The organism is Hyphomonas atlantica corrig., from assembly GCF_017795365.1.
In the GTDB taxonomy this organism is placed as follows: Bacteria; Pseudomonadota; Alphaproteobacteria; order Caulobacterales; family Hyphomonadaceae; genus Hyphomonas; species Hyphomonas atlantica.
This window is the reverse complement of sequence record NZ_CP051254.1, coordinates 2,684,067-2,703,511: the sequence shown is the minus strand read 5'-3', so window position 1 is coordinate 2,703,511 and position 19,445 is coordinate 2,684,067. Positions and strand designations below refer to the sequence as shown.

Annotated in this window: 18 protein-coding genes; all 18 read left to right on the top strand. The window is 55.3% G+C overall.

Annotated elements, in window-relative coordinates; genetic code table 11:
- Position 1: 1 nt before the first annotated feature.
- The 18 genes from nuoN (at position 2) to HF931_RS12985 (ending at position 19,412) form a co-directional block, all read left to right on the top strand.
- On the top strand, positions 2–1,429 hold the full coding sequence (gene nuoN, locus HF931_RS13070; protein WP_051602892.1) for an NADH-quinone oxidoreductase subunit NuoN: 1,428 nt from the start codon (positions 2–4) through the stop codon (positions 1,427–1,429).
- A complete protein-coding gene (locus tag HF931_RS13065) occupies positions 1,426–2,163 on the top strand; it encodes a biotin--[acetyl-CoA-carboxylase] ligase (protein ID WP_273240429.1) in 738 nt (245 codons plus the stop codon). The genes nuoN and HF931_RS13065 overlap by 4 nt, the downstream gene beginning before the upstream one ends.
- A gap of 3 nt (positions 2,164–2,166) precedes the next feature.
- Positions 2,167–2,934 carry a type III pantothenate kinase gene (locus tag HF931_RS13060; protein ID WP_273240428.1) on the top strand — a complete coding sequence of 256 codons (768 nt, stop codon included), beginning with the start codon at positions 2,167–2,169 and terminating at the stop codon, positions 2,932–2,934.
- Between the two features lie 5 nt (positions 2,935–2,939).
- Positions 2,940–4,625 carry a ribonuclease J gene (locus tag HF931_RS13055; protein WP_273240426.1) on the top strand — a complete coding sequence of 562 codons (1,686 nt, stop codon included), beginning with the start codon at positions 2,940–2,942 and terminating at the stop codon, positions 4,623–4,625.
- A 5-nt stretch (positions 4,626–4,630) separates the two neighbouring features.
- Entirely contained in the window at positions 4,631–5,059 is a 429-nt protein-coding gene (gene mce / locus HF931_RS13050) for a methylmalonyl-CoA epimerase (protein WP_273010994.1), read from the top strand.
- Positions 5,059–5,292, top strand: coding sequence for a DUF1467 family protein (locus tag HF931_RS13045; protein WP_035555032.1), 234 nt, complete (start codon positions 5,059–5,061; stop codon positions 5,290–5,292). Before mce ends, HF931_RS13045 begins: the two co-directional genes overlap by 1 nt.
- Before the next feature lie 51 nt (positions 5,293–5,343).
- On the top strand, positions 5,344–6,663 hold the full coding sequence (gene proS, locus HF931_RS13040) for a proline--tRNA ligase (RefSeq protein ID WP_035555035.1): 1,320 nt from the start codon (positions 5,344–5,346) through the stop codon (positions 6,661–6,663).
- Positions 6,660–7,952: an ABC transporter permease gene (locus HF931_RS13035; RefSeq protein WP_035555037.1), complete on the top strand. Its 1,293-nt coding sequence runs from the start codon at positions 6,660–6,662 to the stop codon at positions 7,950–7,952. Before proS ends, HF931_RS13035 begins: the two co-directional genes overlap by 4 nt.
- On the top strand, positions 7,952–8,641 hold the full coding sequence (locus tag HF931_RS13030) for an ABC transporter ATP-binding protein (RefSeq protein ID WP_035555040.1): 690 nt from the start codon (positions 7,952–7,954) through the stop codon (positions 8,639–8,641). Before HF931_RS13035 ends, HF931_RS13030 begins: the two co-directional genes overlap by 1 nt.
- A 77-nt stretch (positions 8,642–8,718) precedes the next feature.
- Positions 8,719–12,141 (top strand): DNA polymerase III subunit alpha, encoded by a 3,423-nt coding sequence (gene dnaE, locus HF931_RS13025; RefSeq protein ID WP_035555043.1) that lies wholly within the window; start codon positions 8,719–8,721, stop codon positions 12,139–12,141.
- A gap of 145 nt (positions 12,142–12,286) precedes the next feature.
- Positions 12,287–13,090: a 30S ribosomal protein S2 gene (rpsB, locus tag HF931_RS13020; protein ID WP_035555046.1), complete on the top strand. Its 804-nt coding sequence runs from the start codon at positions 12,287–12,289 to the stop codon at positions 13,088–13,090.
- A gap of 43 nt (positions 13,091–13,133) precedes the next feature.
- The gene (tsf, locus tag HF931_RS13015) at positions 13,134–14,039 is read left to right on the top strand and encodes a translation elongation factor Ts (protein ID WP_273240421.1); all 906 of its coding nucleotides are present in this window, start codon (positions 13,134–13,136) and stop codon (positions 14,037–14,039) included.
- Between the two features lie 113 nt (positions 14,040–14,152).
- Positions 14,153–14,899: a UMP kinase gene (gene pyrH, locus HF931_RS13010; protein ID WP_035555053.1), complete on the top strand. Its 747-nt coding sequence runs from the start codon at positions 14,153–14,155 to the stop codon at positions 14,897–14,899.
- A gap of 5 nt (positions 14,900–14,904) precedes the next feature.
- Positions 14,905–15,459: a ribosome recycling factor gene (frr, locus tag HF931_RS13005; protein WP_035555056.1), complete on the top strand. Its 555-nt coding sequence runs from the start codon at positions 14,905–14,907 to the stop codon at positions 15,457–15,459.
- Positions 15,459–16,220 (top strand): isoprenyl transferase, encoded by a 762-nt coding sequence (locus HF931_RS13000; RefSeq protein WP_035555060.1) that lies wholly within the window; start codon positions 15,459–15,461, stop codon positions 16,218–16,220. The genes frr and HF931_RS13000 overlap by 1 nt, the downstream gene beginning before the upstream one ends.
- Entirely contained in the window at positions 16,220–17,041 is an 822-nt protein-coding gene (locus tag HF931_RS12995) for a phosphatidate cytidylyltransferase (RefSeq protein ID WP_035555063.1), read from the top strand. Before HF931_RS13000 ends, HF931_RS12995 begins: the two co-directional genes overlap by 1 nt.
- The gene (gene dxr / locus HF931_RS12990; RefSeq protein ID WP_035555067.1) at positions 17,038–18,237 is read left to right on the top strand and encodes a 1-deoxy-D-xylulose-5-phosphate reductoisomerase; all 1,200 of its coding nucleotides are present in this window, start codon (positions 17,038–17,040) and stop codon (positions 18,235–18,237) included. The genes HF931_RS12995 and dxr overlap by 4 nt, the downstream gene beginning before the upstream one ends.
- A 14-nt stretch (positions 18,238–18,251) precedes the next feature.
- The gene (locus HF931_RS12985; RefSeq protein ID WP_241764256.1) at positions 18,252–19,412 is read left to right on the top strand and encodes a M50 family metallopeptidase; all 1,161 of its coding nucleotides are present in this window, start codon (positions 18,252–18,254) and stop codon (positions 19,410–19,412) included.
- Positions 19,413–19,445: the final 33 nt, after the last annotated feature.

Sequence of the window (19,445 nt, the reverse complement as noted above, 5' to 3'; positions counted from 1 at the left end):
GATGATTGATTTCACTGCCATGATCCTGACGATTGGCCCGGAACTTTGGCTCGTCGCAATCGCTCTGGCTGGTGTCCTCATTGGCGCCACGTTCAAGGATCGCTTCAACAGCGTATCCATCAAGTTTGGTGCGATTGCATTGTTTGCGGCCGCAGCCATCTCGCTGATGAACTACGAAGGTGGTGAAGCCTTCGGCGGGCTCGTGCGGACAAACACATTTGTCAATTTCGCCAAGTTTGTCAGTTACGTTCTCGCAGGGTTCGCTCTGATAGCTTCGGAAGGTTTCCTGAAGCGCCACGGCACTATCCGTTATGAGTATTCGCTGCTTATCCTGCTCGCATCCTTCGGGATGGGGATCATCCTGTCGGCGGCCGATTTGATGACACTTTACATGGGGGTAGAAACCCTCAGCCTGTCATCATACGTGCTCGCCGCTTTCCATCGGGACTCCACAAAGGCGGCAGAAGCGGGCCTGAAGTATTTCGTGCTGGGCGCGCTTGCTTCGGGAATGCTGCTCTATGGTGCGTCCCTGGTGTATGGCTTCTCCGGATCAACAGAATATGCGTTGATCGCCGCGGCGGAACCATCCATCGGAATGATGTTCGGTATGGTCCTCATGATTGTGGGGCTGGCCTTCAAAGTGTCTGCTGCGCCAATGCACATCTGGACGCCAGACGTTTATGAGGGGGCGCCCACTCCTGTTGTCGCGTTCTTCGCATCAGCGCCAAAAATGGCCAGCATGGTCGTTTTCGCAAACGTCATGTTCACAGTGTTCGGAGACGTGATTGACCAATGGCAAATCATCCTGTGCATCATTGCCGGCCTGTCCATGATCATCGGGTCACTGGGCGCTCTGACCCAAACAAATATCAAGCGTCTGCTGGGATATTCTTCGATCGCGAACATGGGCTATGCGCTCGTTGCTGTTGCAGCGGGTAAGGAACTCGGCGCTGGCCCGTTACTCGTCTTCATGACGCTCTATGTAATTGCCTCACTCGGCCTGTTCATGGGGGTGCTGGCTATGCGCCGGAAGGGCGGAATGGTCGAAGGGATCAACGAACTTGGCGGCCTGATGCGCAAACGTCCGGTTCTCACCATCGCTTTGTCAATCCTGATCTTCTCGATGGCTGGTCTGCCGCCATTTGGCGGGTTCTTTGGGAAATGGGAAGTTCTGACGGCTGGTGTCGACGCTGGATTGATGCCCGTGGTGATCATTCTTGTCCTCGCATCGGTGGTCTCGCTCGGCTATTATCTGCGTCTGATCAAGATCATGTGGTTCGATGAGCCGACCGAAAAGTTCGAGACGATCGATGGTTCTGTCACAATGACCGTTCTGCTCGCTGCTCTTGTGGCCGGTATTCTGTTCCTGTTCTTCATCAACGCGTTGTCGGGATGGGCAGGGTCAGCCGCGCTGGGGCTCGCAGGTTGAGTTTATCCTGGCCGGTCCATCACCTTGGCGTAATCGACAGCACAAACTCTGAAGCCAGACGCCGGGCGAAAGAGGGGCGATTTGAGGATTGCTGGCTGGTCGCAGAAGCGCAGACCGCCGGCCGGGGGCGACTTCAACGTCCCTGGATTTCTCCGACCGGAAATCTGTTTTCGACGGCGCTGTTCAAAGAGCCCGGCGGCATTCAGGTTGCGGCGCGCATTCCGTTTGCATCGGCTCTTGCGGTGTCTGACGTTGCTGCAATTGTAGCACCTGAGGCGCCGGTCAGGCTGAAATGGCCGAATGATGCCCGGGTGAATGGCGCGAAAATATCCGGCATCCTTGTCGAGACCGGTGGGCAGGGCGATGATTTCTGGGTCGCGTCTGGCATTGGCATCAATGTCGCAGAGGCACCCGAAGGCGCCGGCCAGTCTGCGACGAGTCTTCATGCCCTTCGAGGTGACACCGCATTGACGCCAGCAGACGTTCTCTCTGCATTGCGCGAGGCTTTTTCCAACAGAATCACGCAGGCGCGCCAAGGATTCGAGGGGTTACGTCAGGACTGGCTGAAAGTGGCTGAGGGCCTCGGTCAGACCGTCTCGGTGTCTCGAAACGGAGATCCACTGGTAGGCATTCTGGAGGATATGGCAGAAGATGGGTCGCTTGTACTGCGGCTGCCTGATGGTCGCCGCGAAATCGTACGGGCCGGCGATGTCAGCCTGATAGGGAGCGAATAGGCAATGCTGCTGGCAATTGACGTAGGCAATACAAATACGGTGTTTGGCATTCACGATGGTGAAAGCTGGATCAATCAGTGGCGAAGTGCAACGGACCCGACCAAGACGGCTGATGATCACGCCGCCTGGCTCTGGCGCTTGGCAGATATGTATGGGGTCGATCTGAAGCGTATCAAAGGCTGCGTCATTTCGACGGTGGTACCGCAAGCGCAATTCAATTTCCGGAATCTGGCCCGGCGGTACCTTGAAATCGAGCCGATGTTCATTGGCGACCCCAATTTGAAAACTGGTGTCGAGGTCCGCATTTATAGGCCAGAGCAGGTTGGCGCAGACCGTATTGTCAGCGCGCTCGGGGCGCACAAGACCTATGAGGGTAATTTGGTCGTAATCGATAGTGGAACGGCCACGACGTTCGACGTCGTCGCCGAGGATGGCGGTTTTGAAGGAGGGATCATTTCCCCCGGCATAAACCTGTCCATGCGGGCGCTGCACGACGCTGCCGCGCAACTGCCGCGCATTGCGATACAAAGGCCTTCTCGCGTTATCGGGCAGGACACTGTCAGCGCCATGCAATCAGGTGTGTTCTGGGGTTACATTGATCTGATCGACGGATTGGTCACACGTATCAAGGCGGAATATGGCAAGCCGATGAAAGTGATAGCCACGGGTGGCGTTGCGTCACTGTTCGAAGGTGCCAGCCAGACTATAGATTATTATGATCAAGATATTACCATACGGGGTCTGCTCGAAATTTACAGACGGAATAGTTGATAAGAATGGCGGACACGATTGGCGTTGAGGATGAGCTGGTATTCCTTCCCTTAGGGGGATGTGATGAAATCGGTATGAATCTGAATGCCTATGGATATGGGCCTGCTCATGACCGCCGCTGGATTATCGCAGATCTGGGGGTGACGTTCGGATCGCTTGAAACGCCTGGTGTTGATCTGATCTGCGCTGATCCGGAATACCTTATTGGCGAGCAGATCGATGCAATATTCCTGACGCATGCGCACGAAGATCATATCGGCGCCGTGGGTCTGCTTTACCCACGTTTGCAAACCAACGCGCCGATCTATGCAACGCCGTTCACGGCTGAGCTTGTGCGGTCGAAAATGGTCGAACGGGGCGTGGATCCGAGCTGGTTAAAACCCGTCGCACTTGGCGGGACCGTGACGGCAGGACCGTTTGAGGTGACCTATGTTACGTTGACCCACTCTATTCCGGAGCCGAACGCGCTTGCGATCAAGACGCCGCTTGGAACCATACTCCACACCGGAGATTGGAAGATTGATCCCGATCCGCAGATTGGTGAAACCACTGATGTGGAGGGCCTCACAGCCCTTGGCGATGAAGGTGTTCTCGCAATGGTATGCGACTCCACGAACGTGTTCGAGGAGGGTGAGTCCGGGTCAGAAGAATCAGTCAAACAGGGACTGATCGACCTTATTTCGGAGCAAAAACAAGCCGTCGCCGTTACGACATTCGCGTCGAACGTCGCGCGTGTGAAGTCCATTGTGGAGGCTGCGGAAGCGGCCGGTCGGGCCGTGTGTTTAGTTGGGCGCAGCATGCATCGTATCACCGACGCGGCCAAATCGGTTGGAATCCTGTCAGACACAATGGAGTTCGTCGACGAGTCGGACGCTAGCCAGATTCCGGCGGAACACATTCTCTACCTTTGCACTGGGAGTCAGGGTGAGGCCCGCGCAGCACTGACGCGCATTGCGCGCCGCGATCATCGAAACGTTACCTTTCACGAGGGCGACACGGTCATATTCTCGTCCAGGCAGATCCCGGGAAATGAGAAGGGTATTTTCGAGCTGCAGAATGCGCTCGCCGAGCAGGGAGTGCGCGTGATTACACCGCGCATGGTGCCATATCCGATCCACGTGTCCGGACACCCGTGTCGCGATGAGTTGCGCCGAATGTATGGCTGGGTTCGTCCGAAAGTATCGGTTCCGGTTCATGGTGAGCGACGGCATATCATGGAGCATGCGACATTTGCGAAGTCCCTACAGGTGCCGAATGCCGTCACGCCTCGGAATGGCAGCTTAGTGCGATTGGCTCCAGGTAAAGCTGAAATCACTGATTTGGTGCCATCAGGACGATTGTTTCTGGATGGGGACCGTTTGGTTCCGGAGGGAGCTCAGGGCATTGATGAGCGTCGTAAACTGTCTTTTTCGGGCATCCTTTTCGCGACGATGACCCTCGATGATTCTGGCGACGTGCTCGACGGGCCAGTGGTGATCGCAAAAGGTCTGTCAGAAAGTGACGGGCGTATTGCTGATGAAAGCATCGAGCCACTAGAGATCGCGGCGGAAGACGCGATTGGTCGCATGAAGAAACGAGATCGCATGGATGATGATGCGGTAGAGCGCGCTGTTGGCCGCGCACTTCGTAAAGCCTGTTTGAACACGTTTGGTCACCGCCCAATAATAGAAGTGATCGTGCTGAGGAGTTGAAACCCGTGTCAGAGTTTAAAATTGGTCCACTGAATCATGTTGGCGTTGCTGTTCCTGATTTGGCGGCAGCATGTGAAACCTATCGAACGCTGTATGGCGCGACAGATATCACGACGCCATTCGATATGCCTGAGCAGGGCGTGAAGGTCTGTTTTGTGAATCTGCCGAACAGCCAGATCGAATTGATTGAGCCTTTGAATGCCGAGTCACCGATTGCGAATTTCATCGCAAAGAATCCTAAGGGCGGCCAGCACCATGTCTGCTTTGAAGTGGACGACATCAATCAGGCCGTTGATGAGATGGAGAAGCGTGGCGCGACGGTGCTGGGTAAACCGCGCATCGGCGCACACGGCACGCCGATCATTTTCGTTCATCCAAAAAACTCGAACGGCGTACTCATCGAGCTGATGGAAACGCCTAAGGAAGCTCACTGATGACTCTTTTCGGTGCCGGTGTTGTTTTCACCATTGCTTGGTGGTTGTCGTTTTTTGTCGTCTTGCCGATTGGCGTTGCGGGACAATGGGAAGACGATTCAACGACGCCTGGCACCGAAGAGGCCGCTCCGAAGAACCCGATGCTTCGTAAAAAAGCGATATGGGCGACGGGCGGCGCGATTGTCCTGACCACATTAACAGCCATCATCGTGCCACGTTTGCTTGCGCAATAGGGGGCGCTGCGGCTAGTTGGCCTTCGTTTAGTGCGCGATCACGGAGATTCCATGCGTCTGTCGAAGTATTTTCTGCCTGTTTCCAAAGAAGCCCCTTCGGATGCGGCCATTGTTTCGCACCAGCTTATGCTACGCACCGGCATGGTTCGCCAGAATGGCGCGGGCATATACACGTGGTTGCCGCTTGGCCTGCGCGTACTGAAGAAGATCGAACAGATCGTGCGGGAGGAAATGAACCGCGCGGGTGCTGTTGAGATCCTGATGCCAACCCTCCAACAGGCCGATTTGTGGCGCGAATCCGGTCGTTACGAAGCGTATGGCAAGGAAATGCTTCGCATCACAGACCGACATGATCGCGATATGCTTTTCGGGCCGACGAATGAGGAACTGGTCACAGACGTGTTCCGCTCCTACGTGAAAAGCTACAAACAACTGCCATTGAATCTGTATCACCAGCAATGGAAGTTCCGGGACGAGATCCGTCCGCGGTTTGGTGTGATGCGTGGTCGCGAGTTCATGATGAAGGATGCCTATTCCTTCGATCTAACCGCTGAAGACGCGCGGCATTCTTATAACCGGATGTTCTGCGCCTATCTAAACACGTTTTCCCGTTTGGGACTGACGGCTGTGCCCATGCGTGCGGATACTGGACCGATTGGCGGCGAATTGAGCCATGAGTTCATCATTTTGGCAGACACAGGCGAGAGCGCAGTCTTCTGTGACAAGACGCTTCTGGATATGCCCGCGCCGGGCATTGATCTCGATTTCTCTGCGGATTTGAGCGCCGAAGTGGAGAAACGCACGCAATACTACGCTGCAACCGAGGAAATGCACGACGAGGCCGCTTTCGAGGCGCTGCCGGAAGACCGGAGGGTCTCTGCACGTGGCATCGAAGTTGGTCACATCTTCTATTTCGGCACAAAGTATTCCGAACCTATGAATGCAGTTGTTCAGGGACCTGATGGTCAGATGGTCCCGGTGGAAATGGGAAGTTACGGTATCGGCGTATCGCGTCTGGTCGGCGGAATCATTGAGGCCTGCCATGACGAGAACGGTATCGTATGGCCTGATGGCGTTGCGCCGTTCCATGTTGGCATCATCAATATGCGGGCTGGTGACGAAGAGTGCGATGCAGCGTGTGAACAGGCTTATCAAGCATTGGAACTGGCTGGGATTGATGCGCTCTATGACGATACCGAAGACCGTGCCGGCGGCAAATTCGCGCGGATGGATCTGATCGGTCTACCGTGGCAGATCGTTATCGGGCCGCGTGGCCTGAAGAACGGTGTGGTCGAAGTCAAAAATCGCAAGACCGGTGAGAAGGAAGAGCTGCCACTCGCCGATGCATTGGCAAAGGTGCGCCCTGAATGAGTGACTTGCCCGCAGCTGCATCTCCCTTTGGGAAACTCGAGCGGACGCTTGCGTGGCGGTATCTACGCGCCAAGCGTGAACATGGCGGTGCGAGTTTGATTTCCATCATCTCGTTTGTCGGCATTTTCTTCGCAGTCGCAGCTTTGATCATCACCATGTCAATCATGAGCGGCTTTCGCGCAACATTGCTTGACGCCTTGTTGGGTGGCCAGCCGCACGTCTACGGCGTTGTCGCGTCGTACACTGAGGAAGAAGCCGAACAAATTGCCGAGACGATCAGTCTGATAGATGGCGTATCAAGTGTTGCGCCTTACATCGAAGAATACGTGCTGGTGACAGCGAATGGGCGCAAAACTGGCGCTGCTGTCCGCGCGATCCGTCAGGAGGATTTGGCGACGATGCCGTTTCTGAAAGATGGTGGAGAGGCAGCCATCGCGTCAGGCTTCGGCGAAGGCAAGAATGGCGGCAATGTCATCATGATGGGGGCGTTCCTGGCTGCAGGCCGCGAAGGTCTTGGGGTCAGGCCCGGCGACAAGGTGGAGATAATCACATCTCAAACGAATTCAGGGCCGTTGGGGTCGACGCCGCGCAGCAAAGCCTACACAGTTGGCGACGTGTTTAAGACAGGAAGTGTGGAGTTGGATCGGCTCTATATGTTCATGCCGATGGAGCAGGCACAGATCCTGTTCCAGTCCAAGGACCGTTATCAAATGCTGGACATCCGGCTGGACGATCCCAACAAGACCACCGAGGCAATGGCAGCCATCGCCGACGCGACAGGCAATGCGCTCTACACGTTCGATTGGAAGAGCCAGCGGGCCGGTTACCTGAATGCACTGCAAGTTGAACGCACCATGGTTCGCTTGCTTGTGATGGTGATTATGGGGATCGCAACTCTGAACATCATTGTTGGTGTTGTCATGCTGGTTAAAAACAAGACCCGCGACATCGCTATCTTGCGGACGATTGGTTTGGGACGAGGTGGGGTGTTGCGCGTATTTCTGCTTGTTGGCACCATTCTTGGAACGTTGGGTGCAGTACTCGGTATGGCAGTTGGCATTCTCGTCGTCACAAACATTGATGCGGTCGAGGCGTTCATAAACCTGTTTGTTCCGGGCGAGGTTTTTGATGCCGAAGTCTATGGCCTTGAGGGCCTTCCGGCGATCCTGGACTGGGGAGAAGTGATCCGAACTGGGCTCTATGCACTAGGCATGTCAATGCTGGTGTCAATCATTCCGGCCTGGTGGGCATCCCGTCAAGATCCGGTCAGTGCGTTGAGGTTCGAGTAATGAGCCAGCCAGTACTCGAGCTTCGCGATATCGACCGTTTCTACAAGACGGCGGCAGGCGAACTGCATGTGTTGAGCGGAACCAATCTCCAGCTGAACGCCGGAGAGTTGGTTGGGCTTGTGGGTCCCTCCGGCTCGGGCAAATCAACTCTATTGCATACAGCCGGCCTGCTCGAGCGCCCGGAGTCCGGCAAGGTGTTGTTGGATGGCATTGATTGCCTCGCTCTTGACGACAAAGGCCGAACCGCAATCCGCCGAGCAAAAATCGGGTTTGTATACCAGTTTCACCACCTTCTTCCGGAGTTCAACGCCGCGGACAATATCGCGATGCCGTTGATGATCGCGGGCGTAAAACAGAAACTTGCGCGCGAGAAAGCGGCGGCGCTTCTCGCCGAAATGGGTTTGAAGGATCGGGGGCACCACCAGCCTGCGCAGATGTCTGGTGGTGAACAACAGCGTGTGGCCATTGCCAGGGCCTTGGCGAATGACCCCCGGTTGGTCATTGCTGACGAGCCAACGGGCAATCTGGACCCGGCCACGACAGAGCGTGTATTTGCGACACTCATTAAAATGGTGCGAGACGAAGGCGCAGCCGTGTTGGTGGCGACGCACAATCTCTCCCTGATCAAGCACATGGATCGCGTTTTGACGTTGTCGGACGGAAAACTGGTTGATTATCAGCCGGATTAAGTTGTGAAACGCGGCTGACAGCGTCTGGTCTGGAAGAGGGCTTCACGGCACTGTATCCTGTGAACAGGAGCCGCCCCGTGACTGAGTCGACCTTTATCCACCTCGCCGTTCGTTCGAGTTATTCCCTGCTCGAAAGCATGATCACGCCGAAAGGCCTGAAGGCGTGGTGTGCTGAGCAGGGCATGCCTGCGATTGCGATAACTGACCGCAACAACCTATTTGGCGCGCTGGAGATCTCGCTGACGCTGACGGATGCGGGCATTCAGCCAATCATGGCCTGCTGTTTTGACGTCACGGACGGCCTCCCAAAAAGCGAACCCAGCCGTATTTCGCTCTACGCTCAGAATGATGTGGGTTACAAGCGTTTGATGCTTTTGTCTTCGCGAGCGTACCTGGACGCTGCTGATGGCGTGCCCAAGTTACATCGCGATTTGCTACTCGACAACACAGAAGGTCTGATCCTGCTGACCGGAGGGGCTGAGGGGCAGGTGGCCAAACATCTGTTGAAAGGCCGAGTAGCGGACGCACGCACAGAGCTATCTACATTGGCTGCAGCTTATCCCGGTCGCTGCTATGTCGAGATTACCCGGCACGGCACCGAAGATGAGTATGCAACGGAAGAGGGGCTTGTGGATCTGGCATACGAGCTCAGTCTTCCGCTCGTGGCCACGCACGATGCCCGGTTCATGAAGTCAGCGGACGCGAAGGCGCACGACGCCATGATGTGCATCTCCAACGGCCAGTATCTCGGCCAGGATGATCGCAAACGCGTAGACCCTTCGCAGTATCTCAAAACCGCCGGCGAGATGGTCTCCTTGTTTGAGGACCTGCCCGAAGCGATTGCCAACACGTCTGAGATCGCACGACGTTGCGCGGTAAAGGCCGAAACGCATAAGCCTATTCTGCCGAACTTCTCCAAGGAAGGTCGTTCCGAGTCAGAGGAATTACGGAAACAGGCTGTTGAGGGATTGGAATTCAGACTGTCCGCCGCTGACAAACTTTATGCGGACCGTGACACCTATTTCGAACGTCTTGATTACGAGCTTTCGATCATCGAACGCATGGGGTTCCCCGGTTACTTCCTGATCGTTTCCGACTTTATCAAATGGGCCAAGGAAAACGGAATTCCGGTGGGTCCAGGCCGGGGGTCTGGTGCGGGGTCTCTTGTCGCTTGGGTGTTGTTGATCACAGACCTTGATCCGCTCAGGTTTGACCTGCTGTTCGAGCGCTTCCTGAACCCGGAACGTGTGTCGATGCCCGACTTCGACGTCGACTTCTGTCAGGAGCGACGTGGAGAGGTAATTCGCTATGTCCGCGATAAATATGGCGCCGATTCGGTGGCGATGATCATTACCTTCGGTACGTTGCAGGCCAAGGCTGTGGTGCGCGATGTAGGCCGGGTCATGCAGATGCCATATGGTCAGGTTGACCGGCTTGCGAAACTCATTCCGTTCAACCCGGCGAATCCCCCCAAGCTTCAGGACGCAATCGACGACGAACCGAAATTTCAAGACGAAATAGACGCGGACGAGCGTGTCGGGGAGTTGCTAGAGATAGCCTTGTCGCTGGAGGGCAAATACCGAAACGCAGGCACTCACGCCGCTGGCGTGGTGATCGGTGATCGGCCTCTGGTGGAGTTGGTCCCGCTTTACAACGATCCGCGTGCTGATTTGCCTGCGACGCAGTTCAATATGAAATATGCCGAAACGGCCGGGCTGGTGAAGTTCGACTTTCTCGGTCTGAAGACGCTGACGGTCATCGACCGCGCGCTCAAGCTTATTCGCCGTGACGGGCGCGATGTCGGGCCGGAATGGCAAAGCCTGGATGATCAGGCCACTTATGATCTTATGGCTAGTGGCGAAACCCTTGGCGTGTTCCAGCTTGAAGGTGCAGGCATGCGGGACACGCTGAAAAAGGTGCGTCCGCACAACCTGGAAGACGTCATCGCCATTATATCCCTTTATCGCCCCGGGCCTATGGAGAATATTCCGGTTTACGTTCAGGGTAAGGAGGACCCGTCGTCGGTTGTCTACCAACATCCAGATTTGAAACCCGTTCTTGAAGCGACCTATGGTGTTCCCGTTTACCAGGAACAGGTCATGCGGATGGCGCAGGAGATTGCCGGTTACTCCCTCGGTGAAGCTGACTTGTTGCGTCGTGCCATGGGTAAGAAGAAAGTTGAGGAGATGATTGCCCAGCGGAAGCGCTTTGTCGAAGGCGCGGCCGAATTGAAAGGGATGGAAGAGAAACTGGCGAACGACATCTTTGATACGATGGAAAAGTTCGCTGGCTATGGTTTCAATAAATCACATGCGGCCGCATATGCTCTGATCGGCTATCATACCGGATACCTTAAACGGCATTTCCCGGTTGAATTCCTGGCCGCATCGATGAGCCTCGATATTGGCAACACGGACAAGCTGGCGGCGTTCTTTCAGGAAGCCAAACGTCTCAAAATTCCGGTTCTTGCTCCTGACGTGAATTCATCGACGGCTGATTTCGACGTGAAGGATGGCGCGGTTGTCTACGCCCTCGGCGCGCTTAAAGGCGTCGGACTTGAAGCCATGAAGCACGTCGTTGAAATTCGCGAGCGCGATGGTCGTTTCGAAGACTTGTACGACTTTGCCGAGCGTGTGGATCCAAAGCATGTGAACAAGAAGGCTTTTGAATCCCTGTCGAAGGCCGGCGCCTTCGATTCGTTTGAGCCGAACCGCGCGAAGATGCTCGAGTCAGCGCCCTTGTTGGCGAATATGGCTGTGAGTGCCGCTCAAGACCGGCAAGGGGGGCAGGGTGGTCTTTTCGGTGAAGCAGAACCAGCTCTTCGCCCCGTCTTGCCGAAGGCGAAAGCTTGGAACGGTCAGCAGAAGCTGGATCAGGAGTTCAAATCCATCGGATTTTACTTTTCGGGGCACCCGCTCGATGACGTCCTTGAGGGCTTGGACCGCGAGCGGGTCACACTGGCCATGGAAGTTCAGGATCGAGCGGCTGATGGTAAACCGCTCGAAATGATTGGCGTTGTACGCGCGCGCAGCGACAAGCCAGCTCGGAATGGCGGCAAGTTCGCCTTCTTGACGCTGTCTGACCCTTCCGGCGAAGTCGAGATGATGGTGTTTCCGGAAACGCTCTCTCAAAATTACGATCTCTTGCAGGTTGGCAATGCCGTCGCGATTACAGTCGGCGTGAAACGGAATGCGGAGGAGATAAAGCTGAACGCCGAGCGGGTGCTCAAGCTAGAGGCTGCACGCCTGTCTAAGGCAATGGGGGCTTTGAAGATCAGGCTGGCCGTTGGTGCCTTCGTCGGAGATCTTGCGGGTGTTGTCGAGCATTTGACGAAGCTTCAAGACCTTGAAAAAGGAGAGCTTCTGATAGAAATGCCACTTGAGGATGGTCGAGTTGTGACCATGAAACTTCCATCTACTTACACGATTGGCCTCAGCGCGCAGAGAGCGCTTAAAGAGGCGCCTGGCGTTGAGCGTGTAGAACCGCTCAAAGCGGCCTGACAAAACCCAAGCTGAAAGCCTTGCAGCCATTGGCAATATCTGTATAAGCCGCCCCATTAGAAACCAGTTCACGGGTGCATCCGGTGCGAAGGGCCATGGTGGTCCAAAGTTCCACCCGTGACGGCCAACCGGATGGAGACAATCTATGGCCCTACCTGACTTCAACATGCGTCAGCTGCTCGAAGCTGGCGTTCACTTCGGTCACCAAACTCACCGCTGGAACCCACGCATGAAGCCGTACATCTACGGCGAGCGTTCCGGCATCCACATCATGGACCTTTCCCAGACAGTTCCAGCACTGCATCAGGCGCTCGTTTTCGTGCGCGATACAGTCGCAAAAGGCGGTCGTGTCCTGTTTGTTGGTACGAAGCGTCAGGCAGCAGACCCAGTTGCTGAAGCTGCACAGCGCTGTGCCCAGTACTACATGAATCACCGCTGGCTCGGCGGCACGCTGACCAACTGGTCAACTGTGTCCAATTCCATCAAACAGCTCAAAGAGCTGAATTCGATGTTTGAAAGCGGCAGCGGCCAAGGCTTGACCAAGAAAGAGCTGCTCGATCTGGAGCGTCGCCGCGACAAGCTGCAGATGTCCCTCGGCGGTATCGCCGACATGGGCGGTCTCCCGGCTGCAATGATCGTGATCGATACCAACAAAGAGGCGATCGCCGTTCAGGAAGCTCGCAAGCTGGGCATCCCGGTTGTGGCTGTACTCGACACGAATTGCGATCCGGCCGATGCGGATTACGGCTTTGCCGGAAACGACGATGCGGCTCGCGCTATTTCTCTCTACTGCAACCTGTTTGCGGACGCCGTGCTGGACGGCCTTGCCGAATCTACCGCAGGCCTTGGCGTAGACCTTGGTGAGCTGGAAGATGTAGACGCCATGGCTGAAGCTGATGCGGCTGTTGCCGCTGAGGGTGAAACCGCTGAAGACGCAACAGGCGCCTAAGACAGGGCGTCTGACCTGAAGACCAAACTGAAGGAATACAGCAATGGCTGAGATTACCGCTGCGCTTGTTAAAGCACTGCGCGAGAAGACTGGCGCAGGCATGATGGATGCCAAAAAGGCGCTCGTTGAAAACAATGGTGACGAAGCTGCAGCCGTGGATTGGTTGCGCGCAAAAGGCCTCTCGAAAGCCGCGAAGAAGTCCGGTCGGACTGCGGCAGACGGTCTTGTGTCTGTTAAAGTCTCTGAAGACGGCAAAACAGGCGCCATTGTTGAGCTGAACGCAGAAACCGACTTTGTGGCGCGGAACGAAAAGTTCCAGACTGCGCTCGCCGGGATCACCAAAGCCGCGCTCGATACCGATGGATCGGTTGAGGCGTTGTCGTCTGCCGGTTCGCCGGATGGCGAAGGCACTGTTGACGATCTGATCAAGCGCCTCATCGCGACAATCGGCGAAAACATGACTCTTCGCCGTAGCGCGAAACTGACTGCTGACGGCAAAGTGGCTTCCTACATCCACAACGCCGAAACTGCGGGCATGGGTAAAGTGGGCGTTCTGGTTGCTCTGGACGGATCAGGTGATCTGGAAGACATCGGTCGCAAGGTTGCGATGCACATTGCTGCCACATCGCCTGCCGCTGCAACGACCGATGAGCTGGATCCGGCAATCGTTGAAGCCGAGAAGCGTGTTTTGACCGAGCAGGCACGTGAAAGCGGCAAGCCAGACAATGTCATTGAGAAGATGATTGTTGGCCGCATGCAGAAATTCTACAAGGAAGTAGTCCTCGTAGAGCAGCCTTTTGTGATGAATCCAGACCAGACTGTCGGCAAGTTCCTTGAGGAACAAGGCGCCACTCTGAAAGGCTTCGTGCACTTCAAGCTGGGCGAAGGTGTCGAGAAAGAAGAAGACAACTTCGCGGATGAAGTTGCCTCAATGACAAAAGGCAGCTGATCTAGCTTGCCTTTCTGCCCGCAAAGGGCTTTGAACATCCCGGTCGCCCATGACAGGCGGCCGGGAATCTTTTAGGAGCCTATACAAGGCCGCCATATCCGGAGAACCCCCTCATGCAAGCTGAAGAGTCCGACTCCAACCCGTTGAAATACAAGAGGGTGTTGCTGAAGCTCTCCGGCGAGGCACTCATGGGGCCTGGGCAATTTGGCATTGATATTCCTACCTGCGAAAAATTTGCTCACGCGATCAAGGCGGCTCAGGATTCTGGCTCTGAAATCTGCCTTGTTATCGGCGGAGGGAATATATTCCGCGGTGTTGCTGGGGCGGCGAAAGGTATGGAGCGAGCACAAGCAGACTCCATGGGTATGCTCGCGACCATCATGAACGCTTTGGCGATGCAAAGCGTCTTGGAGAGCATCGGTGTTCCGACGCGCGTTCAGTCTGCAATTCGGATGGAATCGATTTGCGAGCCATATATCCGGCGGCGTGCTCAACGCCACATGGAAAAGGGTCGCGTGGTGATATTTGCGGCGGGTATCGGAAATCCGTTCTTTACAACTGATACCGGCGCAGCTCTCCGAGCGATTGAGATGAATTGCGACGCCTTGCTGAAGGGGACGCAGGTAGACGGCGTCTACACGGCCGATCCCAAGATCGACGCTAATGCCACGCGATACGATGAAGTTGGGTATCAGGAGCTCTTGGCCAAGGATCTTCGCGTGATGGACCCGTCAGCGGTAAGTCTCATGCGTGACAACAACATTCCAATCGTGGTCTTTTCTCTGAAAGAGGAAGGTTCGCTGCTTAAAGTTCTGCATGGTAAAGGCACATCCACAACAATCACAAATCATGGAGCGTAAGTGTCATGAGCTACAACAAAAAGGATCTTGAACGGCGCATGGAGGGCGCACTGGCGTCTCTCTCGACCGAATTTAGCGGACTCCGGACAGGACGTGCATCGGTGAACTTGCTGGATTCTGTCATGGTGCCAGCTTACGGATCTACCGTGCCGCTCAACCAGGTGGCTTCCGTGACGGTGTCTGATAACCGCATGTTGTCTGTAAATGTGTGGGATAAATCAGTTGTCGGCGCCACCGACCGCGCTATCCGGGATTCGGGCTTGGGGCTTAACCCCGTAACAGATGGACAGAATCTCCGCATTCCGATTCCACCGCTGAATGAAGAGCGTCGCATAGAGTTGCAAAAAGTCGCCGGCAAGTACGCTGAAGCTACGCGTGTTGCCATTCGTAACATTCGCCGCGACGGAATGGATGCTCTGAAGAAGATGGAAAAGGATGGAGAAATCAGTGAAGATCGTCTTCATTCTTTGTCTGACGAGGTTCAAAAACTGACTGATCAATATGTCGCCAAAGTTGACGAAGCACTCAAAGGCAAAGAAGCGGAGATCATGCAGGTCTGATGTCGAATGAAGATGCCTCTGTGACATCTGCGATTGACACGGTCCGTTCTGACGTTCCGAAACATATTGCTATTATCATGGATGGTAATGGCCGGTGGGCGAAGGCTCGCGGATTACCTCGAGCCTCCGGCCATGAGCGCGGGGTTGAGGCCCTCAGGCGCACGGTAGAGGGCGCCGCGGATATTGGTATCCGATATTTGACGGTTTACTCGTTCTCGACGGAGAACTGGCGTAGGCCTGCTTCTGAAGTGAATGCCCTTTTCGGGCTGCTCAAGCTTTTCATTCAGAAAGACTTGAGCCGTTTGAAGCGAGAGGGCGTCAAAATTCGGGTTATTGGGCGCCGGGAAGGCCTTCCCAAAGATATTTCCGAGTTGGTTGACAAGGCAGAGTTCGAAACTGCCGAGAACGACACTTTCTTTCTAAACATAGCCTTCAATTATGGTGGCAGGGAAGAGATTGCCCGAGCTGTAAAGCGGTTGGCAGCAGACGTTGGGAGCGGCGTTCACGCTTCATCTGATGTTACTGAAGACTTGGTTGCGAGCTACCTTGATACTGCGGGTATGCCAGATCCGGACCTGCTCATCCGAACAAGTGGAGAGTATCGCCTCAGCAATTTTTTACTTTGGCAGGCAGCGTATAGCGAACTCGTCTTCTTCGATGTTCTGTGGCCTGACTTCGACCAGGTCTGGCTTATGAAAGCTGTAGAAATGTTTCGCGAGAGGGAGCGTCGCTTCGGCGGCGTGACGCCGGAGGATAACTAATGGGCGACTGGACATCGCCCGAACGGCGTTTTTCTCAACTTGGCCAAAGGCTACTGACAGCCGCAGTTCTCATACCCACGGGCCTATTCGTCGTGTGGAATGGTGGTTGGTGGTTAGCCGCCGCATGCGCTTTTTTTGGGGCGATCATGGCTTGGGAATGGGCAGGGATGAGCGGTCATCCGCGTGGGGGGCTGATAGGGCTGGCCACCAGTCTGTTTTGCTTGGCCCTGCCACTCAAGATGCCAGCCGTCCTGATTTCAATTGCTGTGTTTGGCCTGGCACTCACGTTCGCTTCGCGAGCGGGCAACGTGCGGATACGTTCCGTCTCAGTGTTGGGCTGGGTATATGTTACTGGCATGGCTGCCGGGCTCTGGGTGCTTCGGGAAGGTCCGTGGGATGGACGTGCTGTCGCGCTATACTTCATGTCCTTCGTGTGGGCCTCGGATGCTGCGGCGTATTTCGTGGGGCGTGGCCTCGGTGGGCCCCGTTTGTTGCCTCAAGAGAGCCCGAACAAAACTTGGAGCGGCGCAATTGGCGCTCTGCTGTTCACGGCTGTTTGCGGTTTTGCTGCTGCGGACATACTCGAAGTGAATTCAGTATGGTGGATCGCGACTGGATTTGCGCTCTCGGCGACAGCGCAATTCGGCGATTTGTTTGAAAGTGGTTTGAAGCGGCGGTTCAAGGTAAAAGATTCAAGTAATCTGCTGCCCGGTCATGGAGGCGTACTGGATCGGGTGGATGGCTTGGGAGCTGTGGGAATCTTGGGTTCCATTGCACTTCTTCTTGTGCCCGATCTGCCGGGCGCGCTGGGGCTTTCATGACGCGGCCGCATCACATCAGCATAATGGGGTCGACGGGGTCGATCGGAAAATCAGCATTGGATGTGGTCCGACATGCCAATGCGTGTGGCGATCAGAAGTTCAAGATTGTGGCCTTGGCTGCCGGGAGTGACGCTGAAGGGTTGGCGGCGCAGGCTCGCGAATTTGATGCGGATGTCGCCGTCATTGCGGATGAAACCAAGATTGATGAGCTTCGAAGTCGACTGGCCGGAACAAACGTCACCGTCGATGCGGGATTAAGCGCTGTTGTTGAAGCCGCCAGCCGGCCCGTGGACCGTTTGCTTGCAGCGATTGTCGGGTCCGCCGGCCTTGAATCCACCATAGCCGCTGTGCGCGCGGGCAATGATGTTGCGATTGCCAATAAAGAGAGCGTCGTTTGCGGGGGCAAATTGATTCTGAGGGAGGCCGCTCGACGGGGCGTGAAGATCTTGCCTGTGGATTCCGAACATTCCGCCATTTTTCAATGCATTGGTGACGGTCGTTCGCTAGAGAAAATGACCATTACAGCTTCAGGGGGGCCGTTTAGAAAGGCTAGCCTCGAAGAGATGCGCAGCGCGTCACCTCAACAAGCCGCGGCTCACCCGAACTGGAGTATGGGCGTCAAGAACTCGATTGATAGCGCCACACTCATGAACAAAGCGCTGGAGTTTATCGAGGCAGGTTTCCTGTTCGACGTGGGAGAAGATCAATTGGACGTGGTGGTTCACCCTCAGTCCATTATTCATGGAATGGCCCATTTTTCTGACGGTTCCGTGATCGCGCAATTGGGCGCACCGGATATGAAAACGCCGATATCATACGCGCTTGCTTGGCCGGACAGGACTGCCACAAACGTCGACAGGCTCGATTTGGCCAAGTTGGGTTCTCTTGATTTTGAGTCGGTAGATGAAGACCGATTCCCGGCAATCAGGTTGGCTCGGTGCGCCTATCAGCACGGCGCAGCGGCTACCACGGTATTAAATTGTGCTAATGAAGTCGCCGTTTCTGCTTTTATCGCGGGTCAATGCGGGTTTCTGGACATAAGCTGGCTCGTGGAACAGGCGCTAAGCCGGTATTTGGAGGGAAGCATGCAAGGGATTGCGTGCGAGACGCTTGAAGAGATAGCGTTTCTTGATCGCATGACGCGTGAAATGACGCGGGACATTCTGGGGAGTGACCTGCGTCGCATGGGAGGATGAACGCTTTGGGTGATGTGATCAGCCAGGGACCACTGTTTCTTGTGTGCCTCATCTTCATGATGGGCATCGTGGTAATCGTACACGAACTCGGCCACTATCTTGTTGGCCGTTGGTTTGGTGCGGCGGTGGAATCGTTCTCCGTTGGCTTCGGTAAGCCCATGTTTGAACGGAAGGACAAATATGGCACGCGTTGGCGCGTGAATTGGATTCCGCTCGGGGGCTTTGTGAAATTTGTCGGTGAAAGCCAATTGGCCGGAGACGTTGGCAAGTTAGAGACAGGGCCCGTGGGCAAAGCGTACCCGGAATTGGGGGTAGGGCAGCGGTCGCTTGTCAGCCTTGCTGGGCCATTCGCCAATTTTGTGCTGTCGACGCTGATATTTGCATTGATTTTGGGCGCGCATGGCCGGCCAAACATGAAAGTAGGCGTGGCAGATGTAAGCCCAACAGGTGCGGCCGCTGCGGGCGGTATGCAGGCTGGGGACGTGATTCTCGCGGTAAACGGTAAGGAAATCAGCAATTCATCAGACGTTCTGATTCAGATTGTTCTCAACCCAAATGAGGCGATGAACTTTCGGGTGCAGCGCGATGATTCGGAAGAGTTGCTGACTATCACCCCCGAAGAAGTCATTCGAGAGAATGATTTTGGCCAGAAAGTGCCGCAGGCGACGATCGGAGTGGCTATTGCGCCTGTGTCCTATGGAGAACACATCACCTACAATCCCGTACAGGCGCTGGGTCAGGGAGTGATCGAAACGGGTGCCACAATAGATAGAACCATTACGATGTTGACCCGTATCGTGACGGGTAAGATGTCCATGCACGCCATGACAGGTCCAGTTGGCATTGGTGACATATCGCGACGCGCTGTTAACCGTGTTTGGGAACAGGAACAGGTTTCAACCGGTCAGAAGATAGAGCAGCTATTTTGGATGTTAGCCAGTATCTGCGCCGCAATTTCAGTCGGAGTTGGTTTTTTCAACCTGCTTCCACTGCCAGTTCTCGATGGTGGACATCTTGTTTTTAACGCCTATGAAGCGATTGCAGGCAAGGAAATGCCGCAGAAAGTGCAGGAAATGGCCCTGACATTCGGATTGATCCTGTTATTGGGGATGGTCGTTGTGATCACTTGGGGTGACCTCATCGAAGCCGGCTTGTTCGGAACAAGAGGCGGCTGACCCGCCCGCCGAAATTAACCAGAGAGTATATCG

What these genes read in the sequence shown, in the direction of transcription:
- nuoN (WP_051602892.1), top strand. Translation starts at nt 2, where the DNA reads ATGATTGATTTCACTGCCATGATCCTGACGATTGGCCCGGAACTTTGG.
- HF931_RS13060 (WP_273240428.1), top strand. Translation starts at nt 2,167, where the DNA reads ATGCTGCTGGCAATTGACGTAGGCAATACAAATACGGTGTTTGGCATT.
- HF931_RS13055 (WP_273240426.1), top strand. Translation starts at nt 2,940, where the DNA reads ATGGCGGACACGATTGGCGTTGAGGATGAGCTGGTATTCCTTCCCTTA.
- HF931_RS13045 (WP_035555032.1), top strand. Translation starts at nt 5,059, where the DNA reads ATGACTCTTTTCGGTGCCGGTGTTGTTTTCACCATTGCTTGGTGGTTG.
- proS (WP_035555035.1), top strand. Translation starts at nt 5,344, where the DNA reads ATGCGTCTGTCGAAGTATTTTCTGCCTGTTTCCAAAGAAGCCCCTTCG.
- HF931_RS13035 (WP_035555037.1), top strand. Translation starts at nt 6,660, where the DNA reads ATGAGTGACTTGCCCGCAGCTGCATCTCCCTTTGGGAAACTCGAGCGG.
- HF931_RS13030 (WP_035555040.1), top strand. Translation starts at nt 7,952, where the DNA reads ATGAGCCAGCCAGTACTCGAGCTTCGCGATATCGACCGTTTCTACAAG.
- rpsB (WP_035555046.1), top strand. Translation starts at nt 12,287, where the DNA reads ATGGCCCTACCTGACTTCAACATGCGTCAGCTGCTCGAAGCTGGCGTT.
- tsf (WP_273240421.1), top strand. Translation starts at nt 13,134, where the DNA reads ATGGCTGAGATTACCGCTGCGCTTGTTAAAGCACTGCGCGAGAAGACT.
- pyrH (WP_035555053.1), top strand. Translation starts at nt 14,153, where the DNA reads ATGCAAGCTGAAGAGTCCGACTCCAACCCGTTGAAATACAAGAGGGTG.
- frr (WP_035555056.1), top strand. Translation starts at nt 14,905, where the DNA reads ATGAGCTACAACAAAAAGGATCTTGAACGGCGCATGGAGGGCGCACTG.
- HF931_RS13000 (WP_035555060.1), top strand. Translation starts at nt 15,459, where the DNA reads ATGTCGAATGAAGATGCCTCTGTGACATCTGCGATTGACACGGTCCGT.
- HF931_RS12995 (WP_035555063.1), top strand. Translation starts at nt 16,220, where the DNA reads ATGGGCGACTGGACATCGCCCGAACGGCGTTTTTCTCAACTTGGCCAA.
- dxr (WP_035555067.1), top strand. Translation starts at nt 17,038, where the DNA reads ATGACGCGGCCGCATCACATCAGCATAATGGGGTCGACGGGGTCGATC.